Genomic DNA, 23,465 nt, shown 5'->3' on the forward strand with positions numbered 1-23,465 from the left:
CATCCCTATGCTATATTTATAAAGTAATTCTACACAGAGAAACATGGGGGCATTATGAAAAAATCGTTTAGTTTACATACACTTTTATCTGCAAGTTTTGCAGCATTGATTATTGTTTTGACAATTGTGTTAAGCGTTGCCATAGGGCACCGTTCCAATGAAGAGGTGCGAAGTGAGATAGGAAATTCGCTTAAGGAGACATCCTATATAATGGCTGGGAAATTAGATCATTATATGTGGTCGCGTTATGGAGAGGTCTCTATGCTGAGTACTCTGTCGGAAATGAGGCAGACGGAGGAGTTGGAGGGGCAAAGGCAGGTTCTTAACCGTCTGAAGGAAAAATTCCCATCTTTCTCTTGGATTGGAATGACGAATGATGAGGGGACTGTCCTGTCTTCTACCGACGGGATTCTGGAAGGGGCCGACATATCGGAACGGCCGGTGTTCAAAGAAGCGCAAGATAAGACTTTTATCGGCGATGTTCATGAGGCGGTGCTACTTGCCAATTTGCTTCCTAATCCTACCGGTGAAGTGATGAAGTTCGTGGATATCAGTACGCCCGTTTTTAATGAAGAGAATCAATTTATCGGTGTACTGGCGGCGCATCTAAGCTGGGAATGGGCAAAGGAAATTGAGGATTCCATGATGAAACCACTTCAGAAAAGAAAAAGCTTAGAGATGTTTGTCGTAAGTGGTATAGATAATACTGTGTTGCTAGGACCACAAGAAGAGCTTGGAAGTGTGTTACAACTGACAAGCGTGGATAAAGCCCGAAAAGGCGAAAATGGTTGGGTTCTTGAAAAGTGGCCAGATGGAAAAGAATATCTGACCGGATATGTCCTAGCAAGTGGCTACAAAGATTATCCAGGACTCGACTGGGTGGTTCTTGTACGGCAACCGATAGACGATGCATATGCACCAATAAAAGAAACCCTGCAATACATCTACACGTTTGGACTTATCCTGGCTGGTTTACTTGGCATCCTTGGCTGGATTGTGGCCGGTAAAATAACCTCACCGTTAAAAAATATCACAACCGCAGCGGATCAGTTGAGGCGTGGGGAGCGGGTAACTATACCTGCCCACAAAGGCATTAAGGAAATAGAAGTTCTCTCGTATTCTCTAAAAAAACTAATCTCTAAGCTTACGAAAACAGAGACTGCGCTAGAGAAAATGGAAGATGTAGCACGCCGCGACCATCTGACCGGACTTCCAAACCGAATCGCTCTGTATGCTTTTATAGAGGAAGTCATTGAAGACAATCTTGCATTTGCTGTCCTCTATATGGATCTGGATGGTTTCAAAAAAATAAATGATCAACTAGGACATGAGGCAGGAGACATCCTTTTAAAAGCTGTAAGTGACAGACTTAATGAAGCGGTACCTGCAGGAGGGATGGTTGCCAGAATGGGTGGAGATGAATTTGTCATGGTCCTTCCTGTTGTGGCCAACCCTGAAAAAGAGGGGATGAAAATAGGAGAACGCATTATTGCCTCTATTAACAATCCATTCCTAGTCACTGGTAAAGGAGTTTCTGTTGGTTGCAGTATCGGCGGAGCTGTCTGTGAGCCCGATATTAACGCTTCCATTAAGGTTAATGAGATCATTAGGAGTGCAGATGAGGCACTCTATAGGGTGAAACGGACAGGGAAAAATAGCATTGCCTTTTAAAAAATAGGAGGAGTTTCAAGAAATAAAAAGTCTTGGGGCTCCTTTTTTGTTGAATTAGAAAAAAAATATTCGTTATCATGTATACTAAACTGATAGATGCCATAACCGAAAGGGGCTAACACCTGATGAAATATTTTAAATCGCAGATGAAGCAGCTTATTAAAGAAAATGATGAATTGCAGCAACGTTTAAGAGAATTGATGGACGAGCACGGCTTAGAAAAGAACTTCGCTTTAAAAGCTCTCTATCACTCTGAAGTGGCAGAAGGCGGAAAGTATCAAACAGATTATCAAGCGCTCGATGATCCGAAAAACTAACAGCAACAGAGCAGACCCTAAATTGGGTTTGCTCTATTGTTTATCAAGTGAAGGTAAGTTTAAAATAGAAGGAACTTATAATTTGGAAAGGTGTCTGGTACCAATGAACACGGAATCTTTTTTTCCTAAAAACATCAAAGCAGCCCTAGAAAAAAAACCTCCCGGCGAATGGATCCCGTCCGTTCCAGCTCACGCAATTCGATTGCATTCCGGCTATCCGGCACCTCATTTAGTACCTTCCAAGGAATTAAAAGAAGCAGTAGCTCAATTGCTAGAAGAAGAAAATGACCTTCCACTACATTACATAGGTAGTCCTAGAATTGATAAGCTGAAAGAGTGGGTACGATTGAGGCAGGGGGTACGTGGTATGCCTGCACAAGATGACGAGCTTTTAATCACAGCCGGCGCTTGCCAGGCTATAGACCTTATTGCTCGAATTTTTCTTGATAAAGATGCAGTCGTGGTGGTAGAGTCACCAACCTACATGGAGGCACTCGAAATTTTTCAAAACTACACAGATAGGATATTAACCGTTCCGATTGATAAAGATGGTCTTCAAACGGAACAGTTAGCGGAGTTGCTTGCGGAGAGAAAGGATAAAGGTTTAACCAATCCTACATTCTTATACACGATTCCAACCTTTCACAACCCAACTGGAACAACGATGACAGAAGAGCGTAGAAAGCATGTTTTAGAACTAGCGGAGGAATACGATTTCTTGGTGCTGGAAGACGATGCATACGGTGAGCTTGGTTTTACTAGCAATCCGAAGACGCTTAAGTCTATGGATACGAAGGACAGAGTTCTTTACGTCGGGTCTTTGTCAAAAGTGGTGGCCCCAGGTATGAGAATTGGATGGGTACATGCGAGAGCAAGATTCATCCAAGCCTTGTTCTGGTTCAAAAAAGATTTGGAGCATCCTTTCGCACAAGCGACCATGTCCACACTTTTGGAAAATACAGATTTTACAGCACGGTTGCTAACTTTAAGTAAGACATATCAGAAAAAATGCCAAGTTATGCTGACAGCCCTTGAAAAGTACATTCCTGAAAATGCGTCCTGGTTTGTACCAGAAGGTGGTTATTTTGTTTGGGTGAAGATCCCGGGTATAGACACAGAGAAACTACTCTCAAAGGCAACAGAGGGAGGAGTATCATTCCTTCCGGGCAAATATTTTTTCCTTGATCAGTCAGAAGGGGCGGAATACCTCCGTCTGTCATTCAGCTATGAGAGTGAAGAGAATATTGAGAAAGGTATTGAGAAGTTAGGGAATGTGGTATCATCCAACTAAAAATGATTAAAAGGGACGGCTCGATTGCTTACGAAGCAAAACTGAGCTGTCCCTTATAAATTGTTTACTGCACGTCTTCTTCAAAATACATTTGTTTAGGTAGGCTATCTACATTTCCTTTCTTCTTCGGCTTTGGTCCGTGGTTATCGAAGCGGGCATAATCATAAATGGCCGTTCCAACGATTTCCGCTACATCCTGAAGCTTTTCTTTGCTGATTTTATCTATTGTATCTTCAGGTGTGTGATACCATGGCTCAAGCGGGCTGTGTATAAACAGTGCTGCCGGAATTCCCTTCTCTCCAAATGGTACGTGATCACTGCTTCCACCTCGAGCAAATGGAGTAGGTTCTCCATTTAATCTGGAGCTAGTTGACTGAGCAAGCTCTGTCACAAGATTCGCTTGTCCATCTACAGTCCTCATTACAAGATCTCCAGCATCACGGCTGCCGACCATGTCTAAGTTAAAATTAGCTACAATTCTATTAAGCTCATTGTCTGGTAATGTATTGACATAATGTCTGGACCCAATTAGACCAATTTCTTCAGCTCCAAATGTGACAAATCGAATTTCAGTATCTGTTGGAGCATCTTTCAAAACCCTAGCAAGTTCAAGGACCATTGCGGTGCCAGAAGCATTGTCATTTGCTCCTGGTGCACCAGGAACGGAGTCATGGTGAGATGTTAAAACAATAACATTGCCATTATCTTTGTTTTTATTGGTAGCTTTCTTAGATGCGATTACATTGTGTGAAGTGCGGATTCCTGAGGAAGCACCAAGTACTGTTAGTGATGCCTCAACTGTTTCACCACTATTAAGCTTGGAAACTAGCTGATTCCCTTCTGCTTGTGAGATAGAAACGGCGGGAACATATTCATCATTGGCCTCGCTCAATGTACCATTCAATGCCCCAGGAGCATTGTTAAAGATGATAACTCCTTCAGCACCGCTTCTGGACGCATTTAGAACTTTTTCAGCAAAGCTAATTTCTCCACGTTGAATAAGAGCAATCTTTCCGGTAAGATCCTTGCCAGCTAAATCAGCAGTAGTTCCTAAGCCGACGTATTCCAAGGCAGTAGTTACTTCGCCGTTAGGAGTATAAGTGAAAGCACCAGGGCTTAGGCTTGTACCATCCACACTTAAATCCACAGTATGGGGTGCAGTGAATCCAAAGAATTCAAAGGGCTGAACTTCAGCATCATAGCCATAGGATTCAAATTGTTGTTTTATGTATTGAACAGCAGCGTACTCTTCAGGTGATGCAGCAACCCGAGGAGTTTGTTCCAAATGAGCAATCATGTTGTAAATGTTGTCAGCGTTGATTTTGTTAATTATTTTATTATCCAGTGCGTTAACCACACTGTATTGTTGTTCTGCAATAACAGTTGGCTGTGCGTAGGTTTGTACACTGAATGCTCCAAAGGTCAATGTCGTAGCAAGTGCGGCAGTAAGAATTCTGTTTTTCTTCTTCAATGATATACCTCCTATTAAATAATTTGAATTATATTAATATTAATAATAGTCAAAGTACAAGGATGTTGTAAGGGATAATTTTCCTATTAATATGCAGTAGTAAAGGGCTATTCTGTGTTTGCATAAAAAAAGGAACCTTATCTAACTCGAAAACGTAGAAAAGTTAAGTTATAGAAAATCAGCATTCTAGGTAAGGTTAGGGGGATGAACTCATGGAAAAGGTAAAGTGGTTTATGTACACAGTTGCAGGATTGTTGATTGTGATACCAACAATGTATGTTTTTATATTCGATACTGGTTTTAGTTCTCTGACTAGTAACATTCTAATATCTATAGCAATTCTGTTGGTGATACTTGGCAAGCTTATTAGTGTGATTGAAAAGAAGAAAGAGAATAGGAGTTACGCGGTTGATATTGGGGCAATTATTGGTCTTTCGATTGTTTTAATTTTAGGTGTATTTTTATGAGAGGAGAGTAGTAGATGATTCAGATTTTCTTAATAATCGGTATTATTTCTATCATCATTTCAGGTATGTTTCTAGGAGTCTGGACAAGCGGACAACAACAAAGAGCGAATTATCATTCAGAGACGAAAGATCACCGGGATTTTAGATCAAGGGTTGGGATTTATGCTGGATTAATAGGCCTGGCTTCATTAGGTTTAGCAGGATTATTATTTTATATTTAACGATTCAATTTTCGAGGGGGGAGGGTATTAATCTCCCCGAATTTCCCTCAACAACTGAAATATCTGCCCCCTGTGATGTGCCTCATGTTCTATTAAATGATAAATCACCCACTCGGGTGTTACATCATATTCATCAAGCACCCTGGCCCTGCGCCAATCTTCCAAATTCATAGAACGAAAGTGGATAAGCAAGGTCTCTCTTACTTTATTTAACCGGTGAAGATGAGTTTCAATAGTGTCTCCAACTACATGTACCAAGTTCCCGTCAGGCCATCCGTCTAACGGGAAAAGCTCTTCTATTTCTGTATCCCACGCTTCTTGTTCCATCACTTCCCCATACAGCCAACCAGCTTCGACATATGCTATGTGGTACAACAGAGATCCGATGGATTGTCTGGACCCTATTTTTATATCAAGCTCATTTTGGCTGATACCTTTTAGTCTCTTTGTTAGGTTGCTGCGGACATCTTCTAAACACCAAAGAGCACGACCAATATCCGGTTCATAGCCGGGCAGGCTTCTTACCTTGAGGGTGGGTTTGGTTGTCAATAGAATTTCCTCCTCTAATAAAAGTGTTAATTACAATAATAAAAGTATTAATAACAATATACTGCATTCCACCTAAATTCCCTTCATGAATAGTCTGGTGTAAAAAATGTTTGACATCTACCTTTTCCAGTTTTATACTAAAAAGTGTAAAATATATTTTACACTATAGCATTTTAGAAGGTGATTACTTGCAAAATCGAATCAAGGAATTACGTGAACAGCATGGAGTTTCTCAAGGGAAACTTGCAGACCTCTGCAAAGTAAGTAGGCAAACCATCAATGCTATTGAAAATGCTAAATACGCACCAAGCTTGCAACTTGCATTTGATCTTGCTAAATACTTGGGTGTTACAGTGGATGAACTTTTTAATATGAATGACTAGATGCAATTTAGAAGTGAAAACGACCGAACTCCATTGGCCGGCTGAGCAGCATTTGGAGATTGAACCAAGTTAAAAGGTGGGAGAAAAAAATGGGGAATTTAAAAAAGTTAAGTATTATTCTGTCTGGGGCAATGTTAGTATTGGTGGGAGGATTTGGGCTATTTAAGTGGTTTCAAAACGGTATTGTTGATCTAAATGCAATCTTTGCGGGAGCACTTGCCTTAGGATTTCTTTTTAATTCGCTCACATGGGGTGACATGCAAGGTGAGAAAGCAACAGATGAACTAGATATGCATATAAAGACCCAAAGTGCTAAAATTGGTTATTTTGTTTTAATGATTTTAGCTTTATTGATTCTATTTATTTCAGAGGGAGTAGTAAACTTCAATGAAATTAAAAATATACCGTTAGCTGTTGTTGTATGCCTTTCATTGGCCGTGCTTCCAGTAACAGAGTTCTTTTACTCAAAGCGATTTAGATAATAAAAGAAAAATCCAGCAGTCCAAGGGGGCTACTGGATTTTTCTAATTAAAGATGCCTGTACTTCTAGTTTTCTATAAGATTTTTACCGTTGCCAAAACAGGATAATGATCTGACGGATACCCTCCATCAAAACTATCTCTAAGAATGTGGGCAGTAAGAAACTCTACCCTGTTCGATCCGAATATGTAATCGATGGGACTGCCTTTTATTCCGCCCTCATAGGCATGAAAAGTAAGGCTGTCTTCCTTTTCTTCTTCAGTAAAACAAGAATAACAGCTTTCCATGGACGAAACTTCCGCCAATGCTTCACTTTCAGGCACATCATTAAAATCGCCGGTTAAAATAACTGGCAAGCTTTTCGCGTTATCTTTACTACGGATCACGTCACGAATTAGTTTCAATCCTTCCTTCCTCGCAAGCTTCCCCATATGATCAAGATGCGTGTTAAAAAAGCGCAAAACTGGTTCGGTTTGTCCCTTTGGAATAAGCTCCACCCAGGAACAAATTCTTTCGCAGTGTGCATCCCAGCCCTTACTTCCGATAATATCTGGGGTTTCTGATAGCATAAAGGACCCTTTTGAACCTGTGGTAAAACTGGACTTTTTAACAAATACAGCACTGAATTCTCCAACCTCCGTGGAAACGGTTCGATTGACTGCGTATACTTCATAGGACTCTTTGAATCTCTCTTTTAGCCATTCAAGCATGGGAATGGTTGCTTCCTGTGTGCCGATAACGTCAGGCGAGTAAGTATGAATGGTTTCTGCAATCCAGTGTTTACGGTCTTCCCAGATAAATGGGTCAGTGGGGACGATAACACGTAGATTAAAGGACATGACGGTATATGTATGTTTCAAAGACCATTCCTCCTTAAAAGTTTTCGGTAACAACTATTTCGATAAAACAATTAGGAGTTCCTGCAAAATAGAAGACAAAACAAAAAAGCGCCGAATACAATTGGCACTTTTTATAGTATCTATTAACGGGAAGCCTTTGGTGGCTGGCACACGTCACATTTGCGTTGGTTATTATTTTTAAATTTTGTAAAAGTCTTTTCAAAGTTGCTGCCACACTCACATTTAAACAGTAACTTCTGAGAGAATCCGTGGTATTCAGTCGATAACAGTTTACTCTCTGAATTCTTCTCCACAAATTCATTTATTTTACCAATAGTCCATCGTTTATTCATTTCCTAACACCTCACATCCGTACATATTATAACATGGTCGTGGGTAGAAGGGACAGGCACTTCGACCCAATAAGGGTCAAAGTGCCTGTCCCTGAAATATGCTCTAAACTCTTCGCATAGAGTAAAGTAGGAACATATTGAACCGTAAAGGTGGGACAACGATGGCTAAAGAATTACGGACAATCAAGAAACCCAACTTTCTCATCCTGATGGTAGATCAGCAACGTTACCCAAGTGTCTATGAAAATGAAGAACTTAGAAAATGGCAACGTGAAAACCTGCTTACCCAAGAGCTCCTGAAAAAGAATGGATTCGAATTTACGAAGCACTATGTTGGAAGCACAGCTTGCTCTCCAAGCAGAACCACCCTATATACTGGGCAATATCCTTCCCTTCATGGGGTGACGCAAACGAGTGGTGCAGCGAAAACCTCTTTTGATTCGGACATGTTTTGGCTTGATCCTAATACCGTGCCAACTATGGGCGAATATTTCCGTGCAGCAGGTTACAAAACTTTTTGGAAAGGCAAATGGCATGCGTCTGAAGAGGACATTCTTATACCGGGAACGAAAAACTCTCTGCCAAGCTATACCTCTACAGGCAGACCGGACAAGAGAAATGTAGAGGAATATCTCGCCTCCAATCGCCTAAGTGATTACGGATTTGACGGTTGGGTCGGACCAGAGCCACATGGTTCTTCTCCTCGGAACTCTGCAAGCTCAGCTGCTATTGGGGTAAGCGGAAGGGATGTCATCTATGCTCAAGAAACAGTAGAGCTCCTGCAGTCATTGGAAAATGAATGTCATCGAGATTCTTCCCCATGGTTTGTCATGTGCTCACTTGTTAACCCTCATGACATTGCGATTTATGGGATCTACACAGAGTTAAGTCCTTTGTTCAACTTTGAAATTGACCCATCCGTGCCTTTCATCCCGCCACCGCCGACTGCCAATGAATCACTAAGTACCAAGCCTTCCGCCCAAGAGAGCTATCGTGAGATTTACCCAAAGGCACTCCAACCAATTAGAGATAACGTTTCTTACAGACAGCTCTATTATTCTTTGCAAAAGAAAGCAGACCAAGAAATGGGGAAGGTTTTCCGAACCTTGCAGGAGTCTACATTTTACGAAAATACGATTGTCGTCTTTCTGTCTGACCATGGAGAACTGCTTGGTGCGCATGGAGGACTTTATCAGAAATGGTACAATACGTACGAGGAATCCATCCATGTGCCATTGATTATCCACAGTCCGAAACTATTTTCCGGAAAAGAAACCACTGATATGCTTACAAGCCATGTCGATGTACTACCGACCATGTTAGGACTCGCAGACATTGACGTAGATGAGATCCAACAGCATCTTCAACGGGATCATACAGAAGTCCACCCACTAGTAGGGCGGGACCTGACACCTCTCCTAATGGGAAAAAACAAATTTTACCGTGCCAACGAACCACTTTATTTTATGAGTGACGACGACGTCACCCAAGGGCTAAACCAAGTCTCGGCAACAGGGGAACCTTATCATGCGGTCATTCAACCAAACCACACCGAAGCAATTATCACCAAACTATCCACAGGTGAGAACGGAACAAAAGAAATCTGGAAACTCACACGCTACTATGACAATCCACAATTTTGGAGCAATCCTGGAGTCGAAAATGTCACCACCACTCAAGTATCTCAAACATCTTCAGAAGAGAAGGTAGACTGTGCATTATGCATCACGACCACCAAAACGAGACCAGTCCCGGAACAATATGAACTATACAATTTGACAAAAGATCCGTTAGAAGAAACCAATCTTGCTTATCCAGACAATCGAACTCCAGAAACAATAGCTATCCAAAAGCTCCTTATGGTGGGTTTAGAGGAACAGTGCAAGCAAAAGAGGTTGGAACCTTCAAGTGGGGAAGTACCAGGGATGCCTTCGTGTAAAAACTAAAAGAAGCCAAACGACCTGGTTAAAATAGGTTGTTTGGCTTCTTATTTATGTTTGTTTAATTTTTTACTCTGAACCCTTCTCCAACGCCAACTTTACTCCAAAACCAATCAATACAATACCAGTAATGGACTCAATGACAGTGGTGGTACGCGGTCTTTTCATAAATGCACTAATTTGATCCACTAGATAGATGTAAAGGACAAACCAAATGGCTGTCAGGACAGCGTAGGTAACTCCCATTAAAAGAAATGGTCCGATTGTGCTTGTTCCCGGGTCTACGAATTGTGGCAGGAAGGTCAGGAAAAAGACCGCAACTTTTGGATTTAGCATGTTGGTCAGGAAACCTTGTTTAAAATGAGATTGATTTTTATATTTATTAGCCACGTTGCTGTCCATTGGAATCTCCGCATTCTTGTTGCGGAGTGCCCAAATCGTTTTAACCCCCAGGTAGACAAGGTAAACGGCACCAACATATTTAAAAACAGAGAAAAGGAAGGCAGATTTAACAATAATGGCGGAAAGACCGACGACGGCTGCGATGGTATGGATGAGAATTGCGCAAAAGGTACCTAAAACGGTTTTGAATCCGCCGCCTCTTCCTGCAGACAAGGTATTCTTGGTTGCGATGGCGGTGTCAGGGCCGGGCAGAATGATAAGTAGAATACTCATAACAACAAACAGAAAAAAGTTTTCCATGGTGAAAACCCCAATCTTCGTGAAATTTATTAAGATTCATTCTAACAGATATCAGAATATTTTTAAAAGTATTTTTTGGGTTTTAGGGACAGGCACGGCGACCCTTAGTGGGCCGCGGTGCCTGTCCCCATTACCCACTAACTTGCTCCAATACTTTTCTGCTGAATTCCTTCATTTTTGAATCTAGGAGGGGCTCGAAATTTTCGACGGCTTTTTGTGCGGCAGTCACGGCTTCTTCCTTTTTTCCGCACTCCATAAGAAGGAGTGCTTGGTAGGATTCTTTTACATATAAGAAGGACAAGTCAATAGGATGGTGGAGGTCAGGCATGTTGAACATTTCTAATGTTTGATATGCCTCTTCATAGCGTCCCAAATAGTAAAGTGCTTTCGCTTTCTCTAAATTTAACCAAGGTGCATAGAAATCCACTAATTCTATTGATGAAAAAAAATCTTCAATTCTGGCAAGTGCCCGTTCGTATTCTTTCTTTTCTGCTATCAAATCCATAATGGCGAATAATTCACAAAAATAAATGGAGGAGGGGTGATCTGCAAATTCGCCGTATTGCTTTAACTTTTTTAAATAATACTCCTTTTTTTGTTTATCTCCCTCCATCAATGCATGTGCAGAGGCAAGACGGTAGAGATCATCTGTCAAATAAAAGATACGTTTTTCTTTTGAATAGGCAAGTGCCTTTTCCATCGTTTCGATTGCTGCTTTTGAATTCCCGACTGCATATAAGTACACGGCTTCCGAATAATCAAGATCAAGTCTTGCCATCGGTTCTATGTAGGCATGCTTGGCTTCAATTTCTTTTCGTTCATTTATAAAAATATTTAATGCTTCCTGGTAGTTGTGTTCTGAAAATGCAATAGATGAACGAAAAATTCCAATGGACGTCCGGTTGGAGGAAATGTTCATCTCGTCAAACATATCAGAAGCGTTCTTAAGAAGACTTTCCCAACCAGTACGTTGTTGTTTCTGTAGCGAATAGCTATATATTTCTAAAAGTCTTGCACCCTCATATCCATGGTTAAGCTTATCTATGTGAGGTTCAATTTGGTTAATGATTTGCAAGTATTTATCATGGAATTCTGTAACCGGTATGTTGAAAATCTTTTCAGCCCGATCTAATATTTCTCTTAGTTCATGAGAATGGACCTCTCCTAATAATTCTGCTCTCTCCACACCAAGCTGATGGGCAATATAAGTAAGACTTTCCATAGAAGGATTGGCCTTGTTGTTTTCAATCAGGCTGAGCATTCCTTTCGTCAGCTCTGTCCCGGCAACTGCTTCTAACGTCATTTTCTTTTGCTTTCTTAATTTGCGTATCCGTTCTCCGAGCATATAAGTATGCACTCCTTGTAAAAAAATATTTTGTTTAATTATATTAAACTTTCCCTTGAATTGGAATACCTTAGTATGGTAAGATTTGTTTAATTAAATTAAACTTTTAAAAAACGGGGTGCTTTTAATGGAGGAAAGCTTAAAATTGAAAAGAGCGACATATCACCTGTACACCTTTATGATTAGTAAATTAATTTCCACCTTTGGATCTCAGGTATATGCATTTGCCATTAGTTTTTATATTTTGCAGCTTACTGGATCTGCTACAAGTTTTGCAACAAATCTTCTATGTAATATTCTCCCACGAACGCTTGCAGGACCGTTTGCTGGAGCCATCACCGATCGTTATTCTAGAAAAAAGATTGTTATTATCTCACAAGTAGCCACAACTCTCGCCATCACTGGACTTCTCATCTATACCCTTACTTCAGGACTTTCCCTTTTAGCAATCTACACAACTACGAGTATTCTATCCCTAACATCCATTTTTTCGGGAATTGCCTTTACTTCATCCATTACAGGTTTGATTGATCAGGCCCGTATACAAAAAGCAATGTCTATGAACCAGATGGCCATTTCTTTTGCAGCTATCGGAAGCCCTGCTGTCGGCGGGCTTTTATATGGAACGGTGCCGATTCCTGTATTTCTAATATTGTTTATTGTTGCATCTGTTATCGCTGTGATTTTGGAATCGACGATGAATTTCCGCCTGTTTTCTGAGGGTAAGAGTAGCTTAGAGGACGGGGAGAAGAAGGAATCCATGCTGCAGAGCATGAAAGCAGGTTTACGCTACTTGCGTCTGCAAAATTCAATTTTGCCCATACTCTGGATACTTTTACTTATTAACTTTCTTTTCGGGGCTTATGAAGTTGGATATTCCTATATCCTGATTGAAAATTTGAAAATGGAGTCCCAGCATTTTGGTTTCACACAAGGAGCGTTTTCTCTTGGCATGTTGCTAATGTCGATTTATTTTTCCGGACGAAAAGAAGTGAAATTTCCACTGCTAGTTTCCAAAAAGGGAATCATAGGAATGGGAACGGTTATGGGGGCGATTGCTCTTCCGCTGTTGCTGCCGATGTCGTATTGGATAATGTTCTCTTATTATATGTTTCTAATGTTCAGCTTCGGTTCACTCATTATTATCGTCAATACACCATTGCAAGTGATGCTTCAAAAGACCGTTGCCGACGAATTCAAGGGACGTGTATTTTCCATTATTGAAACAATGGCGATGGCACTTATTCCCCTTGGTATGGTAATTTACGGGATATTGTATGATGTCCTATCCGGGGAGTGGATCTTGCTTTTATCAGCAGGGATGCTCATTGTTATCACGCTCATCATGGCGAGGCCGTCTGTTATTAGAAAGGTGCATCCGGAGATTGGGGAGAAGCAAGTGGGCGGAGTAGTGGAAGCGGGGAATGTGGCTCGGTAAGGTAAGGGAGTATGAAGACCTCTGTTGGCGAGAATTGAGGTCAGAGAGGTCTTGAAAAGTGGTATGAAGACTTCTGTTGGTGAGAATTGAGGTCAGAGAGGTCTTGATAGGAGGTATGAAGACCTGTGTTGGCGAGAATTGAAGTTAGAGAGGTCTTGATAAGTGGTATGAAGACTTCTGTTGGCGAGAATTGAGGTTAGAGAGGTCTTGACAGGAGGAATGAAGACCTCCGTGGGCAAGAATTCAAGTCAGGGAGGTCTTGATAAAACTGATCAAGACGTCCACCACCCAACAACAAACAAAAAGAGGTCTTCATCATCAATCGACATGAAGACCTCTCTCTATTCTCATTTCTTCAAACTACTATACACAACCAACCGATCAGAATAATTTCTACTTTCCCGATTAAACGTCCCTGTACAGGTAATCAGGTTTAAATTGCTTTGAAACGAATAATCAAAAATTGCCTCCACAGGAGATTCATCCTCGGGATAGGTTTCTATTCTGTCCACCACATAGGTCAAGGATTCGCCGGCTTCGTTGGAAACAACAATCTCGTCACCGGCTTCTAGGTTTTTCAGATCAAAAAATACAGCGGGGCCGTTACGGCTGTCGACATGTCCGGAGATGACGGAGTTTCCGCGTTCTCCTGGCATGGGGCCTTCATTGTACCAGCCGACGGTCTCGAAAGATTCGGGTACTCCCATTTGACCGTTTTCGATAACGCCTACTTGTTCAACTAGTGCATCGACTCCGATAGAGGGGATTTCGATTCGGTGGGGTTCGATGCTGATAGATTCATCTTTAATGACTTTCCCGTTTTCGTTCGTCGTTTGTGTACGGGTAGGGAGGGGAGTTTTTTTGTTGGCAGGGGCCGCAGTTTCGGTGGACGCGGTTGCTTCGTTTGGAGTTTCCATTTCAGTAGCCTGATTACCAGTTGTCATCGGAGTATTCTCCGAACTACATCCGACTAGTAAAACAAGCATGAATGATAAAGCGGTTAGTAGTCTCATAGTTCTTCCCCTTCTAGAAAATGATAGTAGGAAAGAGAGGGAAGACCCCTCTCTTCTTAACATAAACTATTATTCTTGTGTAGCTTTTCTTCTATATGCAATAACTTGAGTTAAGACAATCGCGGAGATTAATCCAGCAACCGTCCAAGCGATAGCAGCATTCATTCCATTGTCTGCTGCACCACCCATACCTGCTGCAGGCATGTCAGTTGGCATGTCTTTTTCAAAGTTTTCTGGGAATTGGTCCACAATCGCACCGGACATCATTTCACCTACACCGAACATGTGGGCATAAGATTCACGGATTGTGTTATAAGTAGTTTCATAGTCTGCTTCGTTATAGCTGTTGAAAGCTAGAAGTAACTCATCAATATGCATTTGCAGTCCTTCTTCAAGGTCAGCTGCTTTCAGACGGCCTTCTGTAGCTGTGTCTAAGAATGCAGCTTGTTCTACTTTATACTCTTCCAACTCCGCGATTGCTGCTTCACGGCCTTCTTCATTTTCTTCACCAGTAGCAACGACATAATCTACGAAATATCCAATATGGCTACTCCAGATCTCTTCGAATGCTGCTCCGCCTTCTTCACCGTAAACAGATCCTACAGCTGCAGATAGGTCAGCTGTGTTTTCATTCAAAGCTCCTGCAGCGTTTTCAAAGTCACCAGCGCCATCAATTCCTTTTTGCATAGCTAGAACTGCTAGTGCAGCATGCTCAGCGAAAAGGTGGTTCAAGTCAGCGCGTAAGTCTGCGGCTGGTGTGTCAACACTAGTATTCTCGAATTTGTCTGGGAATTGATCTGTGATCGCCCAAGATAAACCTTTTCCTGGCTCATACATGTGCTCAATTGCGTGACGCATGTTTTCGTATGCTTTTTCAAAGTCTCCAGCGACATAGTTATCAAATGCCCAAACTAGTTGCTCCACGTGCATTTTTAGTCCAGCTTCTAGTTCGCTCGCTTTTAGGCGACTTTCTGTTGCTGTGTCAAGAAACGCAGCTTGTTCTACTGTATATTCATCTAGTTCGGCTAACGCCTGTTGTCTGCCTTCTTCATTGTCTTCCGCAGTTGCTGTTACATAATCTACGAAGTAACCAATATGGCTGCTCCAGATTTCTTTGAATGCTGCTCCGCCTTCTTCACCATAAACGGAAGCGACTGCTGCTGATAAATCATCTGTGTTTGCATTTAGTGCTCCAGCTGCTTGATCGAAGTCTTCTGCTCCGTCAATTCCTTTTTGCATAGCTACGACTGCTAAGAAAGCATGCTCTGATAATAATGCATCCAATGACGCTCTCAAGTCAGATGCCGGGGTGGATACAGATGCAGTGTGTTGATGTGCTCCATGGTCATGTGCACTTGCTGCTTGAAAAGTTGGTACTAATAATCCTACGCTAAGTGGTACGGCTACGATTGCTTTTTTCCAGTTCATGTTCTAAGCACTCCTTTTTAGTTGGTTTCACTTACCTAACGGAGCGGATCAGAAACTGGATCACTTTTTTTTGAAAAAAATAAAAAAGTCTTCAACTTTGTATGTATAATGGGAATTGGAAGTGGTTGAAAAATACATATCGTGGGAGTAATACCATGAAGCTACCTATTTCACAATTAGATGGCAAGAACCTTACAGATGAGCAGATGACTGACCTGCTTTTTAGAAATATAAAAGATGATAATAGAAATGGTGACTGTATTTTCGTTCCGGGGAGTAGCAAGGCGGTCGAATACCGGTTGCCTCCAGCCATACAGCTCTATAAGGAAGGAAGAGCAGGGAAAATACTGTTTTCCGGTGGAGTCGTATGGGACGGAAATCAGCTTAGCGAAGCGCAGCTCTTGGCAGAGAAGGCCATGGAATTAGGGGTGCCGTCAAAGGATATCCTCATCGAGAACCAGTCGCTCCACACAAAGGAAAATGTCCTGGCATCTTTGCTTGTATTGGATAGAGCGCTTCATCTTCATAAGATAGACCGGTTGCTTGTGGTGACAAGTCATTACCATATGAGGCGAATGAATCTTAAACTACGAACCTATATGCCGGATTGGATTGATTATTCTCTTTGTCCAGTCAATGATAGAACTACACGAGAAGACAACTGGTTCCTCAATCCCTATGGTAGGCAACGGGTGGAGGCAGAATCTGCTAAGCTGATCAGTTATGTGAAACAGGGAATAATCATAGATCAGGAGCTGGAATTTACAAGTCAGCCATAAGAGCGAACATCTAATTAACACCAGGAGGTACACATTGAAAAAAAATATATCATTTCAATTTCCAATCGAAAAGCAAGATTACACCGAACTATTCCGGTATATGCCTTATTTTAAATCCATTTTTAAGATGGCCACTGTGGGGAACTTGGTTGCACTCTTTTTATTTTGTGGTTACAACATTATTGCCAACCTGCAGATCGCACAAGATGGCACGCAATTCCTTATTTTGAATATCGTTACCGTGGTAATTGGATTTGTCATGTACTATATCATTCTTTTCTTGATTCGTTTATTTTTCAGGAAAATTATTGAGAATAGAAGCAACAAACTCCATTCGTTATATTTTCAATCCAATAATACCTATCAGGTTGGGTTCGATCCCCGTTTTGATGCCTTTGTACTTGGTAAGGAAAAGAGAAAAATTCCTGCTGATGAATCCTTAACGGTCATTGAAACAGACCAGAATTTATTGTTTTATGTAGGCAAAGGAAAAGGGAAAGATGATAAGTTCTTAATTTCAAAAGCAGGTATTTCTCCCGACCATGCGCTAAAGCTTGAGCGCGTCACCAATATGTTACAAGAGAAGGGAATTGCCGTTCAAACAGCAAAACTAATCTAATACTACCGGTTTTTAAAAATATCAGAAACCAATCTAGGCGTTTTTTCATACTATGGTGTTGAGGTGAAATTATGGCTAGAGTTAAGTTTACGGATTCAGATGTAGCGTTAGTGGCAAGGATGATGAGAGCAGAAGCAGAAGGTGAAGGCAAGCAGGGAATGCTTTATGTCGGCAATGTTATAACCAATCGTGCAGTAGCCGATTGTTTGGACTTCAAAGAAGTAAGAACCATTCCCCAAGTCATCTATCAAGTGCAGGGCGGAAATTATTCATTTGAAGCGGTTCAAAAGGGTAATTTATTTTATAACAGAGCAAGGTCGGTTGAAAAAAACTTAGCTAGAAAGACGTTGACTTCTTGGAGAGAGCATCCAGCAAAATACGCATTATGGTATTTCAATCCATATGCACCATGTCCTCCAACATGGTATGACCAACCTTTTTCCGGCCAATTCAAGCAGCATTGTTATTACGAACCGATTGCGGGAACATGTGCTAGTGTATATACGTGAACAAAATATCATTACTTTTTAGGGGACTCTTTGGCAGATATGCGGAGTTCTCTTTTTTTCAATTAGGAATTGATTTATTTCCTGTTATTGGGTTTTTGAAGTGAGAATGGTAGAATTATAGAGAGGTATTTATTGGAATGGGGTGTGGAATCTGACTATTAATTTCGGGTATGTGGAGAACATTATTGAGTTGCTTTGTATCCTTCTTGCTTGGGCGATAATTGCAGTGCTTGTTGTTCGTATTTATGTTAGGCAAGATGCAGAAGAACGTCCAAAATTATGGAAAATACTTATAGCTGTTTTGTTGGGGTTATTTTCATTTACCTTCACTTTTATATTTTTTAATGAACCTCTTTCCATTGCGATTCTTCCCCTTGGAGTATGGATTTTGTATGGAATCTTAAAAAGAAAAGGACGTTGGGAAGCTTATCGAAAATATGCTTGGACGGGTTTTGGAGGAAACTTTATATTTTTGAGTACGGCTATACTAGCAATTGGGTTAGCTGCTGTGTTCTATCCAACTGATGAAGTGCGGACGTATCTAACAGATGTTTCGAAAGTGGAATTGTTGGTGACTCATCCATCTGGCGGAGAAGTGAAAATAAACGAAGAAAAGTTAGATGACTCCCTATCTACTTTTAAGTACGAGCGATCGAACGTCATTCAGTGGTTTGAAGAAATAAGAGAGCAGATTTGGCCAGAAGAAGAGAGTGAAGAGCCGGTTGACATTCAAGAGAAGTTTCCTTATTTGTTAACTGGAGTAAAATCAAAAACTGGTGACAAGATTCAAGTTTATGTGGAACAAGATGGTAAGGGATTGCTTGTTACAACGAAGAAAAATCAGCATTACTTTAAATCAAAGACAGCTTCCTTTTTAGAAAAAAGGGGGAATGCTGAATGAGGAAAAAAACAATCTTCCTGTTATTCTTTGTAATGGCAATAGTAGCAGGAGCTATCACTATGTACATAATGATGACACCGAAAGCATTTTATTCAGAAGAAGTAATCATTAAAAATATGGATTATCTAACTCAAGAGATGGAAGTTCTAGACGTTATTCAATTAGATGAGAAAACTTATTTCGTTCCGATCTTATCAAATGGTGGTGAATCTTATGGATCTAGCATTTGGGTATGGAGTGGTTGGAAATGGGAATGTGTTGGTGCAACGAGCGCTTCGGACCCACAAATAGTAGTTAATGAGGGAAACTCTTATATTTATTGGAATGTTCATCCTCAGGACGAGGTACGTGAATGGGAGTTTTATCTAACATCTGAACGGAATTATTCTGTGACGTCGGTAGGGGATGATAATCAGGTAGAGGTTTATTATCCAAAGATACAGATGAAACATTCTGTAGAGTTTGGAAAAGAAAGTTATGGTTATGTAGAAATGCCAAGTGAATGGAAAGATGTTATTGGATCCTTTGATTCTTTTCCAGCTGAAACGGGGTTCATCCCTTCCAGCCATTCGTATATGTATCAATGGCAGGCCTATAATGACGACGGAGAATCAATTCGCCTCGAGCATACGTTTCGCAACGGTGGAGGAGGATCCTATGGTGGGAATTATGTAATTCATATGCAACAGTTAAATCCTGAAAATTTGGAATAGGGATGAAAGTATTAGTAAAGATTTGAGGTAATAGAAATGTTTCAACAATCAAGCAAGCAATATTATATTTTGGTGTTTCTTTTATTTATTTCTGTTTTCTATGGGTTTCAAAAGCATGTGGAAGTAAATAAGCAACAAGAGTATTTAGTACCGCATCTCAAGGAAAGGGTATGGAATCTTCAATCGGAGACCAATACTACTTCGGTTATCATGGGAACAGTGATGAGGGAAAATGAAATTCCATACGCGCAATGGGTTCAATTGAAGAATGGCTTCAAAGCAATAGAGGATACTAGCTATGAAATTGAAAAGCTGGCCAAAGCGATTTATCCACGGCATGCTGAGGAGTTACAGTTTGCGACTAGGACCAGTGCTAGTTTAATTGCAGGAGAGCTAAGATATTTGGAGGCAACCTTGCTGGAAGAGGACATGGATAGATTGGATACAGTCACTTTTCCAAAAGAAATGGAAGCGACACTCGTCCGCATTCATGAGACTGCAGCTGCGTGGAGCGAAGCAACAAATCCTTTTATAGGCTTGCCGAGCAATTTAATCGACCAAACAGATTGGGTAGATATGCTGAAAGAGATGGAAGATGATTCAATTGCGTATCAGGATGGTTATGGGGACTAACTAAATCAATTGTGGTGATAAAGTTGAAAAGAGTGGACGTTGCGTATGTATTATTATTAGATGAAGCACAAGAAAAAGTACTTTTGGTAAAGAACATTGGAGAAAATGAATCTTATTATACGCTGCCAGGTGGAGCGGTGGAGGAAGGAGAAACCCTTCCGGAAGCTGCTGTTCGTGAAGTGAAAGAAGAGACGGGCTTGGATGTAGAGGTATCTGGAATAGTCGCTGTTATGGAGGCATTCTTTGAGGTAAGAGGACATCATGCTATATTTTTTATTTTTGATGGGGAAGTTAAGGGTGGAGATATCAACATTTCAATGCTCGAGGAAATAGAGGAAGTTGCTTGGATGGAAGTAGAAGAGGCTGAACAGTGGTCTTCTGTCAAGAAAGTGGACAACTTTTTAGAGAGAATCTTCTTATGTTTTTCAATATTGGTACAGCTTTACTTTTTAAAAAAGCTATTTTCCTCGTATCTAGTTTGTATCTTGTATGAAAGATCCCAAATAGAGAATTCTCAGTGTCCCGCAACTTGACATGGAGCCTCTGCGGGTATGACCTCGAGCCACAAAGCCACCTGGGTAGGAACCAGTGGCTCGCCAGGTAGGCTATCCTACCCGCCCCTCCATGTAAAGTTGCTAAGTGGGGTTACTCTTTATGCAGCTTCTTTATCTAGTACTTGTTTTTTCGTATTGCTTCGTTCGTATTCATTTGGTGATATATATCCTAGTTTAGAGTGACTTCTTCTTTCGTTATAAAAGCTCATAATATAGGTCCAAATTTCCTTCGTTGCTTCTTCTCGAGTTGCGAATTTTCTTCGATACACAAGCTCTTTTTTCAGAGTCGCAAAAAAGGACTCCATACATGCATTATCATAACAGTTTCCTTTTCGACTCATACTTATTTCCATGTTACATTCCTTCAAGCGTGCGATGTAATCACTGGAGGTATATTGGCTACCACGATCAGAATGGTGAATCAGGCCATAAGGAGGCTTTCTTTGATTTATAGCTCTGTTTAACGCTTGTAAAGGAAGCTCCTTTGTCATGGTTTTGTTCAAACTCCAACCAACAATTTTTCTAGAAAACAGGTCCATTACTGTAGCCAAATACAACCATCCTTTTAACGTCCAAATGTAAGTGATATCTGTTACCCACACTTGATTAGGCTTTTCTGGATTAAACTCGCGATTAAGTAGATTCGGATAAATTGGCTGATTATGGTTGGAATCTGTCGTAACCACAAAACGTTGTTCCGGTATAGCACAAAGCCCCATTTCACGCATATATCTTCCGACGGTTTTCTCTGAAATCAGAAACCCATCTTTATACAATTCTCTCGTAATTCTAGGACTCCCATAGACTTCTTTATTCTGAAAGAATAGACCACGAATTTTTGCCATCATCCACGTTTTTCGTTTTTTTCTAGGGGACTCCTTTTTATTAATCCACTTGTAGTACCCACTCTTGGATACATTTAATACCGTGCACATCTTCACAATTCGAAACTCTTTCCGATGTTGAAAAATAAATCGGTAAATTACTTCTGGCTTTTCATGAAGATGTGCGCCGCCTTTTTTATGATTTCATTTTCCTCTTTCAATTCGTTTATTTGATCCAATAGTTCTTTTTCACGTTTTTTAAACTCGCTAGGAGTAATGTAACTCTCCCCAGCTTGCGTTTTCTTTCGATAAATGCTAACCCAACGTGATATGTTCTTTGGTGACAAGTCCATTTCTTTACTAATATCTGTTGCTTTATTTCCCTCTTCTACTACTAGCTTGGCAATGTATTCCTTGAATTCAGGGTCATATCTTTTACTCATCATGACACGCTCCGTTCCAGATACTTGTTTTTACAAGTCTCTCCAAACCGTGTCTACTTTATAGTCTAGACCCACTAAACGCCTGAAGGGCTATGGAACCAGGTTGAATTGTCTAATAGAAGGGTTCTAAACGCCCGAAGCGCTGAGAAATCAGGTTGAATTGTCTAATAGAGGGGCTCTAAACGCCCGAAGCGCTAAGAAATCAGGTTGAATTGTCTAATAGAAGGGTTCTATACGCCCGAAGCGGCATGAAACCATGTTGAATTGTCTAATAGAAGTAGTTTCAACACATTATTAAATAACAGAATATTAAATAAATGAAACTTTTCATAAGAGTAATCGTATTAATATATATAAGATCAAAAGGGGGAGTATCACATGATCTGGTTATTTATCATCGTACCAATAGGGCTACTCGTCGGAATTACTATTTTTATGGATAAAAAGAATAAAGGAATGGGCCAAGCTCCGGATGTGAACAGAGGCAATCAAAATATTGAATCAGAAACAACTAGAAATCAATTCAATCAGTTCAACAATCATGGTGGAGGAAACGATGGCGGGGGATCAAACTAAGATGGATTACGCTATCCAAGCAAACCATCAAAACATGAAAATCTTGAAGGCTTCCAAAGATCGCTTTGGAAGCCATCTTAAGCTTGAGGTCACTTTTCCTGATGGAGTTATTGTCTTAAGGTGGGGACTAGATGATGTGGATTATCTAAGAGTTAGAAATATCGTCAAAAATAATTATTTTGATAGCTTAGAAGCAGGGTATCATTATGAGTTACTCCCTTATGTTGGAGTAAGCCTCGACAAACCCAACGGTAAACAAACATTCCTTGCGAACCTCCGTTGCGTACAGGGACAAAAGGCTGCAAGAATTGAATTTGAATGCTCAGAAAAGTTTGCTGGGAATATAGAGTGGTTTAAAAAGGATGTAAGGTGTATAAAAGATTTGGAACATCTGAAATGGGAGAAGTTTAAAGCATGAAACAACGAAGAATTTTGCTATTAGGATTAACGCTATTGATAGGAATAATAGTTTTTCAATTTATAGGAAATAAAGATATTCCGATGATAACAAATAGCCATACATTTGGTGTCTTCTATGTGGAGGAAAAAGACCATCATATAGAACCAGGAGAGTATATGGAGATGTGGGTTATCGGTTATAACGGAGCCGAGAAAGAAGAGAATAAAGAGTACTTCAAGGTATACATTAAGGATGCTAATGTTTATAACCTTATTGAAGCAGAAGAAACCTATATGTTTTCCTTTTCTTCAACGGGAGACGATAGATACTATTTAGACCAAGTTTTCCCCGAAAATGGTACTCAGTTGACTGGAGAGGGAAGATAAAAAGATTAGTAAAAGTAACGGCCCTTCTTTTGGCTTTTAAATGTGACAGTTATAAAGATTTACTTTATCAAAATCCTCATATAGTTACTGAGATATGCACGCGTATGTGTGCATTTTTTTATTTATTTTATGCACCTCACGACAAAGACCCCTTCTAAATACACCACTTTTCTCGAATAAAAAAAGTAATAAGTAAAATAATACTCCGTAGTACAGTCAA

General features: G+C 40.5%; 27 protein-coding genes and 1 pseudogene. 19 read left to right on the forward strand and 9 right to left on the reverse strand.

The window, feature by feature from the left end; genetic code table 11:
- Positions 1-54 precede the first annotated feature (54 nt).
- The 3 genes from K7887_RS04360 to K7887_RS04370 all read left to right on the forward strand — a co-directional run bounded on the left by K7887_RS04360 (position 55) and on the right by K7887_RS04370 (position 3,279).
- Complete coding sequence (locus tag K7887_RS04360) at positions 55-1,671, forward strand: sensor domain-containing diguanylate cyclase (protein ID WP_223492364.1); 1,617 nt, start codon at positions 55-57, stop codon at positions 1,669-1,671.
- 125 nt (positions 1,672-1,796) lie between these two features.
- On the forward strand, positions 1,797-1,988 hold the full coding sequence (locus tag K7887_RS04365; protein ID WP_223492365.1) for a hypothetical protein: 192 nt from the start codon (positions 1,797-1,799) through the stop codon (positions 1,986-1,988).
- A gap of 103 nt (positions 1,989-2,091) precedes the next feature.
- Entirely contained in the window at positions 2,092-3,279 is a 1,188-nt protein-coding gene (locus K7887_RS04370; protein ID WP_223492366.1) for an aminotransferase-like domain-containing protein, read from the forward strand.
- A gap of 64 nt (positions 3,280-3,343) precedes the next feature.
- Here K7887_RS04370 and K7887_RS04375 read toward each other — a convergent pair whose 3' ends face one another.
- Positions 3,344-4,750 carry a M20/M25/M40 family metallo-hydrolase gene (locus K7887_RS04375; RefSeq protein ID WP_223492367.1) on the reverse strand — a complete coding sequence of 469 codons (1,407 nt, stop codon included), beginning with the start codon at positions 4,748-4,750 and terminating at the stop codon, positions 3,344-3,346.
- A gap of 212 nt (positions 4,751-4,962) precedes the next feature.
- Between K7887_RS04375 and K7887_RS04380 the strand changes: the two genes are divergently transcribed.
- Positions 4,963-5,217, forward strand: coding sequence for a histidine kinase (locus tag K7887_RS04380; RefSeq protein ID WP_223492368.1), 255 nt, complete (start codon positions 4,963-4,965; stop codon positions 5,215-5,217).
- Between the two features lie 14 nt (positions 5,218-5,231).
- Positions 5,232-5,438 (forward strand): DUF5316 family protein, encoded by a 207-nt coding sequence (locus K7887_RS04385; RefSeq protein WP_223492369.1) that lies wholly within the window; start codon positions 5,232-5,234, stop codon positions 5,436-5,438.
- A gap of 27 nt (positions 5,439-5,465) precedes the next feature.
- Here K7887_RS04385 and K7887_RS04390 read toward each other — a convergent pair whose 3' ends face one another.
- Positions 5,466-5,987, reverse strand: a complete 522-nt coding sequence (locus K7887_RS04390; protein WP_223492370.1) for a DinB family protein — start codon at positions 5,985-5,987, stop codon at positions 5,466-5,468.
- Between the two features lie 188 nt (positions 5,988-6,175).
- On the opposite strand from K7887_RS04390, the gene K7887_RS04395 reads away from it, so the two are divergent.
- Together K7887_RS04395 and K7887_RS04400 are read left to right on the forward strand one after the other, a co-directional pair.
- On the forward strand, positions 6,176-6,370 hold the full coding sequence (locus tag K7887_RS04395; RefSeq protein WP_223492371.1) for a helix-turn-helix transcriptional regulator: 195 nt from the start codon (positions 6,176-6,178) through the stop codon (positions 6,368-6,370).
- An 89-nt stretch (positions 6,371-6,459) separates the two neighbouring features.
- On the forward strand, positions 6,460-6,852 hold the full coding sequence (locus tag K7887_RS04400; protein ID WP_223492372.1) for a hypothetical protein: 393 nt from the start codon (positions 6,460-6,462) through the stop codon (positions 6,850-6,852).
- A gap of 72 nt (positions 6,853-6,924) precedes the next feature.
- Here the strand turns inward: K7887_RS04400 and K7887_RS04405 are convergent, their stop codons facing one another.
- Together K7887_RS04405 and K7887_RS04410 are read right to left on the reverse strand one after the other, a co-directional pair.
- Positions 6,925-7,710 (reverse strand): endonuclease/exonuclease/phosphatase family protein, encoded by a 786-nt coding sequence (locus K7887_RS04405; RefSeq protein WP_223492373.1) that lies wholly within the window; start codon positions 7,708-7,710, stop codon positions 6,925-6,927.
- A 122-nt stretch (positions 7,711-7,832) separates the two neighbouring features.
- Positions 7,833-8,042: a hypothetical protein gene (locus K7887_RS04410; RefSeq protein WP_223492374.1), complete on the reverse strand. Its 210-nt coding sequence runs from the start codon at positions 8,040-8,042 to the stop codon at positions 7,833-7,835.
- Positions 8,043-8,203: 161 nt separating this feature from the next.
- Here K7887_RS04410 and K7887_RS04415 point away from each other — a divergent pair, with 161 nt between their 5' ends.
- Entirely contained in the window at positions 8,204-9,988 is a 1,785-nt protein-coding gene (locus K7887_RS04415) for a sulfatase family protein (protein WP_223492375.1), read from the forward strand.
- 63 nt (positions 9,989-10,051) lie between these two features.
- Here the strand turns inward: K7887_RS04415 and K7887_RS04420 are convergent, their stop codons facing one another.
- Positions 10,052-10,684 (reverse strand): LysE family translocator, encoded by a 633-nt coding sequence (locus K7887_RS04420; RefSeq protein ID WP_223492376.1) that lies wholly within the window; start codon positions 10,682-10,684, stop codon positions 10,052-10,054.
- 130 nt (positions 10,685-10,814) lie between these two features.
- Positions 10,815-12,029, reverse strand: a complete 1,215-nt coding sequence (locus K7887_RS04425; protein ID WP_223492377.1) for a helix-turn-helix domain-containing protein — start codon at positions 12,027-12,029, stop codon at positions 10,815-10,817.
- 127 nt (positions 12,030-12,156) lie between these two features.
- On the opposite strand from K7887_RS04425, the gene K7887_RS04430 reads away from it, so the two are divergent.
- Positions 12,157-13,467, forward strand: a complete 1,311-nt coding sequence (locus K7887_RS04430) for an MFS transporter (RefSeq protein WP_223492378.1) — start codon at positions 12,157-12,159, stop codon at positions 13,465-13,467.
- Positions 13,468-13,814: 347 nt separating this feature from the next.
- On the opposite strand, the gene K7887_RS04435 is transcribed toward K7887_RS04430, so the two are convergent.
- Positions 13,815-14,480: a class F sortase gene (locus K7887_RS04435; RefSeq protein ID WP_223492379.1), complete on the reverse strand. Its 666-nt coding sequence runs from the start codon at positions 14,478-14,480 to the stop codon at positions 13,815-13,817.
- A gap of 69 nt (positions 14,481-14,549) precedes the next feature.
- Positions 14,550-15,908 carry a copper amine oxidase gene (locus K7887_RS04440; RefSeq protein WP_223492380.1) on the reverse strand — a complete coding sequence of 453 codons (1,359 nt, stop codon included), beginning with the start codon at positions 15,906-15,908 and terminating at the stop codon, positions 14,550-14,552.
- Positions 15,909-16,063: 155 nt separating this feature from the next.
- Here K7887_RS04440 and K7887_RS04445 point away from each other — a divergent pair, with 155 nt between their 5' ends.
- From K7887_RS04445 to K7887_RS04475, 7 genes are all read left to right on the forward strand, one after another.
- A complete protein-coding gene (locus K7887_RS04445) occupies positions 16,064-16,687 on the forward strand; it encodes a YdcF family protein (protein ID WP_223492381.1) in 624 nt (207 codons plus the stop codon).
- A 34-nt stretch (positions 16,688-16,721) separates the two neighbouring features.
- Positions 16,722-17,306, forward strand: a complete 585-nt coding sequence (locus tag K7887_RS04450) for a hypothetical protein (protein ID WP_223492382.1) — start codon at positions 16,722-16,724, stop codon at positions 17,304-17,306.
- Positions 17,307-17,377: 71 nt separating this feature from the next.
- Positions 17,378-17,815: a cell wall hydrolase gene (locus K7887_RS04455; RefSeq protein WP_010198722.1), complete on the forward strand. Its 438-nt coding sequence runs from the start codon at positions 17,378-17,380 to the stop codon at positions 17,813-17,815.
- Positions 17,816-18,005: 190 nt separating this feature from the next.
- The gene (locus K7887_RS04460; protein WP_223492383.1) at positions 18,006-18,716 is read left to right on the forward strand and encodes a hypothetical protein; all 711 of its coding nucleotides are present in this window, start codon (positions 18,006-18,008) and stop codon (positions 18,714-18,716) included.
- A complete protein-coding gene (locus tag K7887_RS04465) occupies positions 18,713-19,429 on the forward strand; it encodes a hypothetical protein (RefSeq protein WP_223492384.1) in 717 nt (238 codons plus the stop codon). Before K7887_RS04460 ends, K7887_RS04465 begins: the two co-directional genes overlap by 4 nt.
- 36 nt (positions 19,430-19,465) lie before the next feature.
- Positions 19,466-20,062, forward strand: a complete 597-nt coding sequence (locus K7887_RS04470) for a hypothetical protein (protein WP_223492385.1) — start codon at positions 19,466-19,468, stop codon at positions 20,060-20,062.
- 23 nt (positions 20,063-20,085) lie between these two features.
- Positions 20,086-20,595 (forward strand): NUDIX hydrolase, encoded by a 510-nt coding sequence (locus K7887_RS04475; RefSeq protein WP_223492386.1) that lies wholly within the window; start codon positions 20,086-20,088, stop codon positions 20,593-20,595.
- Positions 20,596-20,714: 119 nt separating this feature from the next.
- Here the strand turns inward: K7887_RS04475 and K7887_RS04480 are convergent.
- A pseudogene (locus K7887_RS04480) lies at positions 20,715-21,883 on the reverse strand (IS3 family transposase).
- Positions 21,884-22,261: 378 nt separating this feature from the next.
- Between K7887_RS04480 and K7887_RS04490 the strand changes: the two are divergent.
- The 3 genes from K7887_RS04490 to K7887_RS04500 are packed head-to-tail and all read left to right on the forward strand — an operon-like array spanning position 22,262 to position 23,245.
- Complete coding sequence (locus tag K7887_RS04490) at positions 22,262-22,459, forward strand: hypothetical protein (protein ID WP_223492387.1); 198 nt, start codon at positions 22,262-22,264, stop codon at positions 22,457-22,459.
- Entirely contained in the window at positions 22,440-22,877 is a 438-nt protein-coding gene (locus K7887_RS04495) for a hypothetical protein (RefSeq protein ID WP_223492388.1), read from the forward strand. Before K7887_RS04490 ends, K7887_RS04495 begins: the two co-directional genes overlap by 20 nt.
- Positions 22,874-23,245, forward strand: coding sequence for a hypothetical protein (locus tag K7887_RS04500; protein WP_223492389.1), 372 nt, complete (start codon positions 22,874-22,876; stop codon positions 23,243-23,245). Before K7887_RS04495 ends, K7887_RS04500 begins: the two co-directional genes overlap by 4 nt.
- Positions 23,246-23,465: the final 220 nt, after the last annotated feature.

Origin of the sequence: Sutcliffiella horikoshii, from assembly GCF_019931755.1 — a bacterium.
Taxonomy (GTDB): domain Bacteria; phylum Bacillota; class Bacilli; order Bacillales; family Bacillaceae_I; genus Sutcliffiella_A; species Sutcliffiella_A horikoshii_E.

Excerpts from the sequence above, each read along its gene's own strand:
- K7887_RS04360 (WP_223492364.1), top strand. The coding sequence starts at position 55 with ATGAAAAAATCGTTTAGTTTACATACACTTTTATCTGCAAGTTTTGCA.
- K7887_RS04365 (WP_223492365.1), top strand. The coding sequence starts at position 1,797 with ATGAAATATTTTAAATCGCAGATGAAGCAGCTTATTAAAGAAAATGAT.
- K7887_RS04370 (WP_223492366.1), top strand. The coding sequence starts at position 2,092 with ATGAACACGGAATCTTTTTTTCCTAAAAACATCAAAGCAGCCCTAGAA.
- K7887_RS04380 (WP_223492368.1), top strand. The coding sequence starts at position 4,963 with ATGGAAAAGGTAAAGTGGTTTATGTACACAGTTGCAGGATTGTTGATT.
- K7887_RS04385 (WP_223492369.1), top strand. The coding sequence starts at position 5,232 with ATGATTCAGATTTTCTTAATAATCGGTATTATTTCTATCATCATTTCA.
- K7887_RS04400 (WP_223492372.1), top strand. The coding sequence starts at position 6,460 with ATGGGGAATTTAAAAAAGTTAAGTATTATTCTGTCTGGGGCAATGTTA.
- K7887_RS04410 (WP_223492374.1), bottom strand. The coding sequence starts at position 8,042 with ATGAATAAACGATGGACTATTGGTAAAATAAATGAATTTGTGGAGAAG.
- K7887_RS04415 (WP_223492375.1), top strand. The coding sequence starts at position 8,204 with ATGGCTAAAGAATTACGGACAATCAAGAAACCCAACTTTCTCATCCTG.
- K7887_RS04420 (WP_223492376.1), bottom strand. The coding sequence starts at position 10,684 with ATGGAAAACTTTTTTCTGTTTGTTGTTATGAGTATTCTACTTATCATT.
- K7887_RS04425 (WP_223492377.1), bottom strand. The coding sequence starts at position 12,029 with ATGCTCGGAGAACGGATACGCAAATTAAGAAAGCAAAAGAAAATGACG.
- K7887_RS04430 (WP_223492378.1), top strand. The coding sequence starts at position 12,157 with ATGGAGGAAAGCTTAAAATTGAAAAGAGCGACATATCACCTGTACACC.
- K7887_RS04435 (WP_223492379.1), bottom strand. The coding sequence starts at position 14,480 with ATGAGACTACTAACCGCTTTATCATTCATGCTTGTTTTACTAGTCGGA.
- K7887_RS04440 (WP_223492380.1), bottom strand. The coding sequence starts at position 15,908 with ATGAACTGGAAAAAAGCAATCGTAGCCGTACCACTTAGCGTAGGATTA.
- K7887_RS04445 (WP_223492381.1), top strand. The coding sequence starts at position 16,064 with ATGAAGCTACCTATTTCACAATTAGATGGCAAGAACCTTACAGATGAG.
- K7887_RS04455 (WP_010198722.1), top strand. The coding sequence starts at position 17,378 with ATGGCTAGAGTTAAGTTTACGGATTCAGATGTAGCGTTAGTGGCAAGG.
- K7887_RS04465 (WP_223492384.1), top strand. The coding sequence starts at position 18,713 with ATGAGGAAAAAAACAATCTTCCTGTTATTCTTTGTAATGGCAATAGTA.
- K7887_RS04470 (WP_223492385.1), top strand. The coding sequence starts at position 19,466 with ATGTTTCAACAATCAAGCAAGCAATATTATATTTTGGTGTTTCTTTTA.
- K7887_RS04490 (WP_223492387.1), top strand. The coding sequence starts at position 22,262 with ATGATCTGGTTATTTATCATCGTACCAATAGGGCTACTCGTCGGAATT.
- K7887_RS04495 (WP_223492388.1), top strand. The coding sequence starts at position 22,440 with ATGGCGGGGGATCAAACTAAGATGGATTACGCTATCCAAGCAAACCAT.
- K7887_RS04500 (WP_223492389.1), top strand. The coding sequence starts at position 22,874 with ATGAAACAACGAAGAATTTTGCTATTAGGATTAACGCTATTGATAGGA.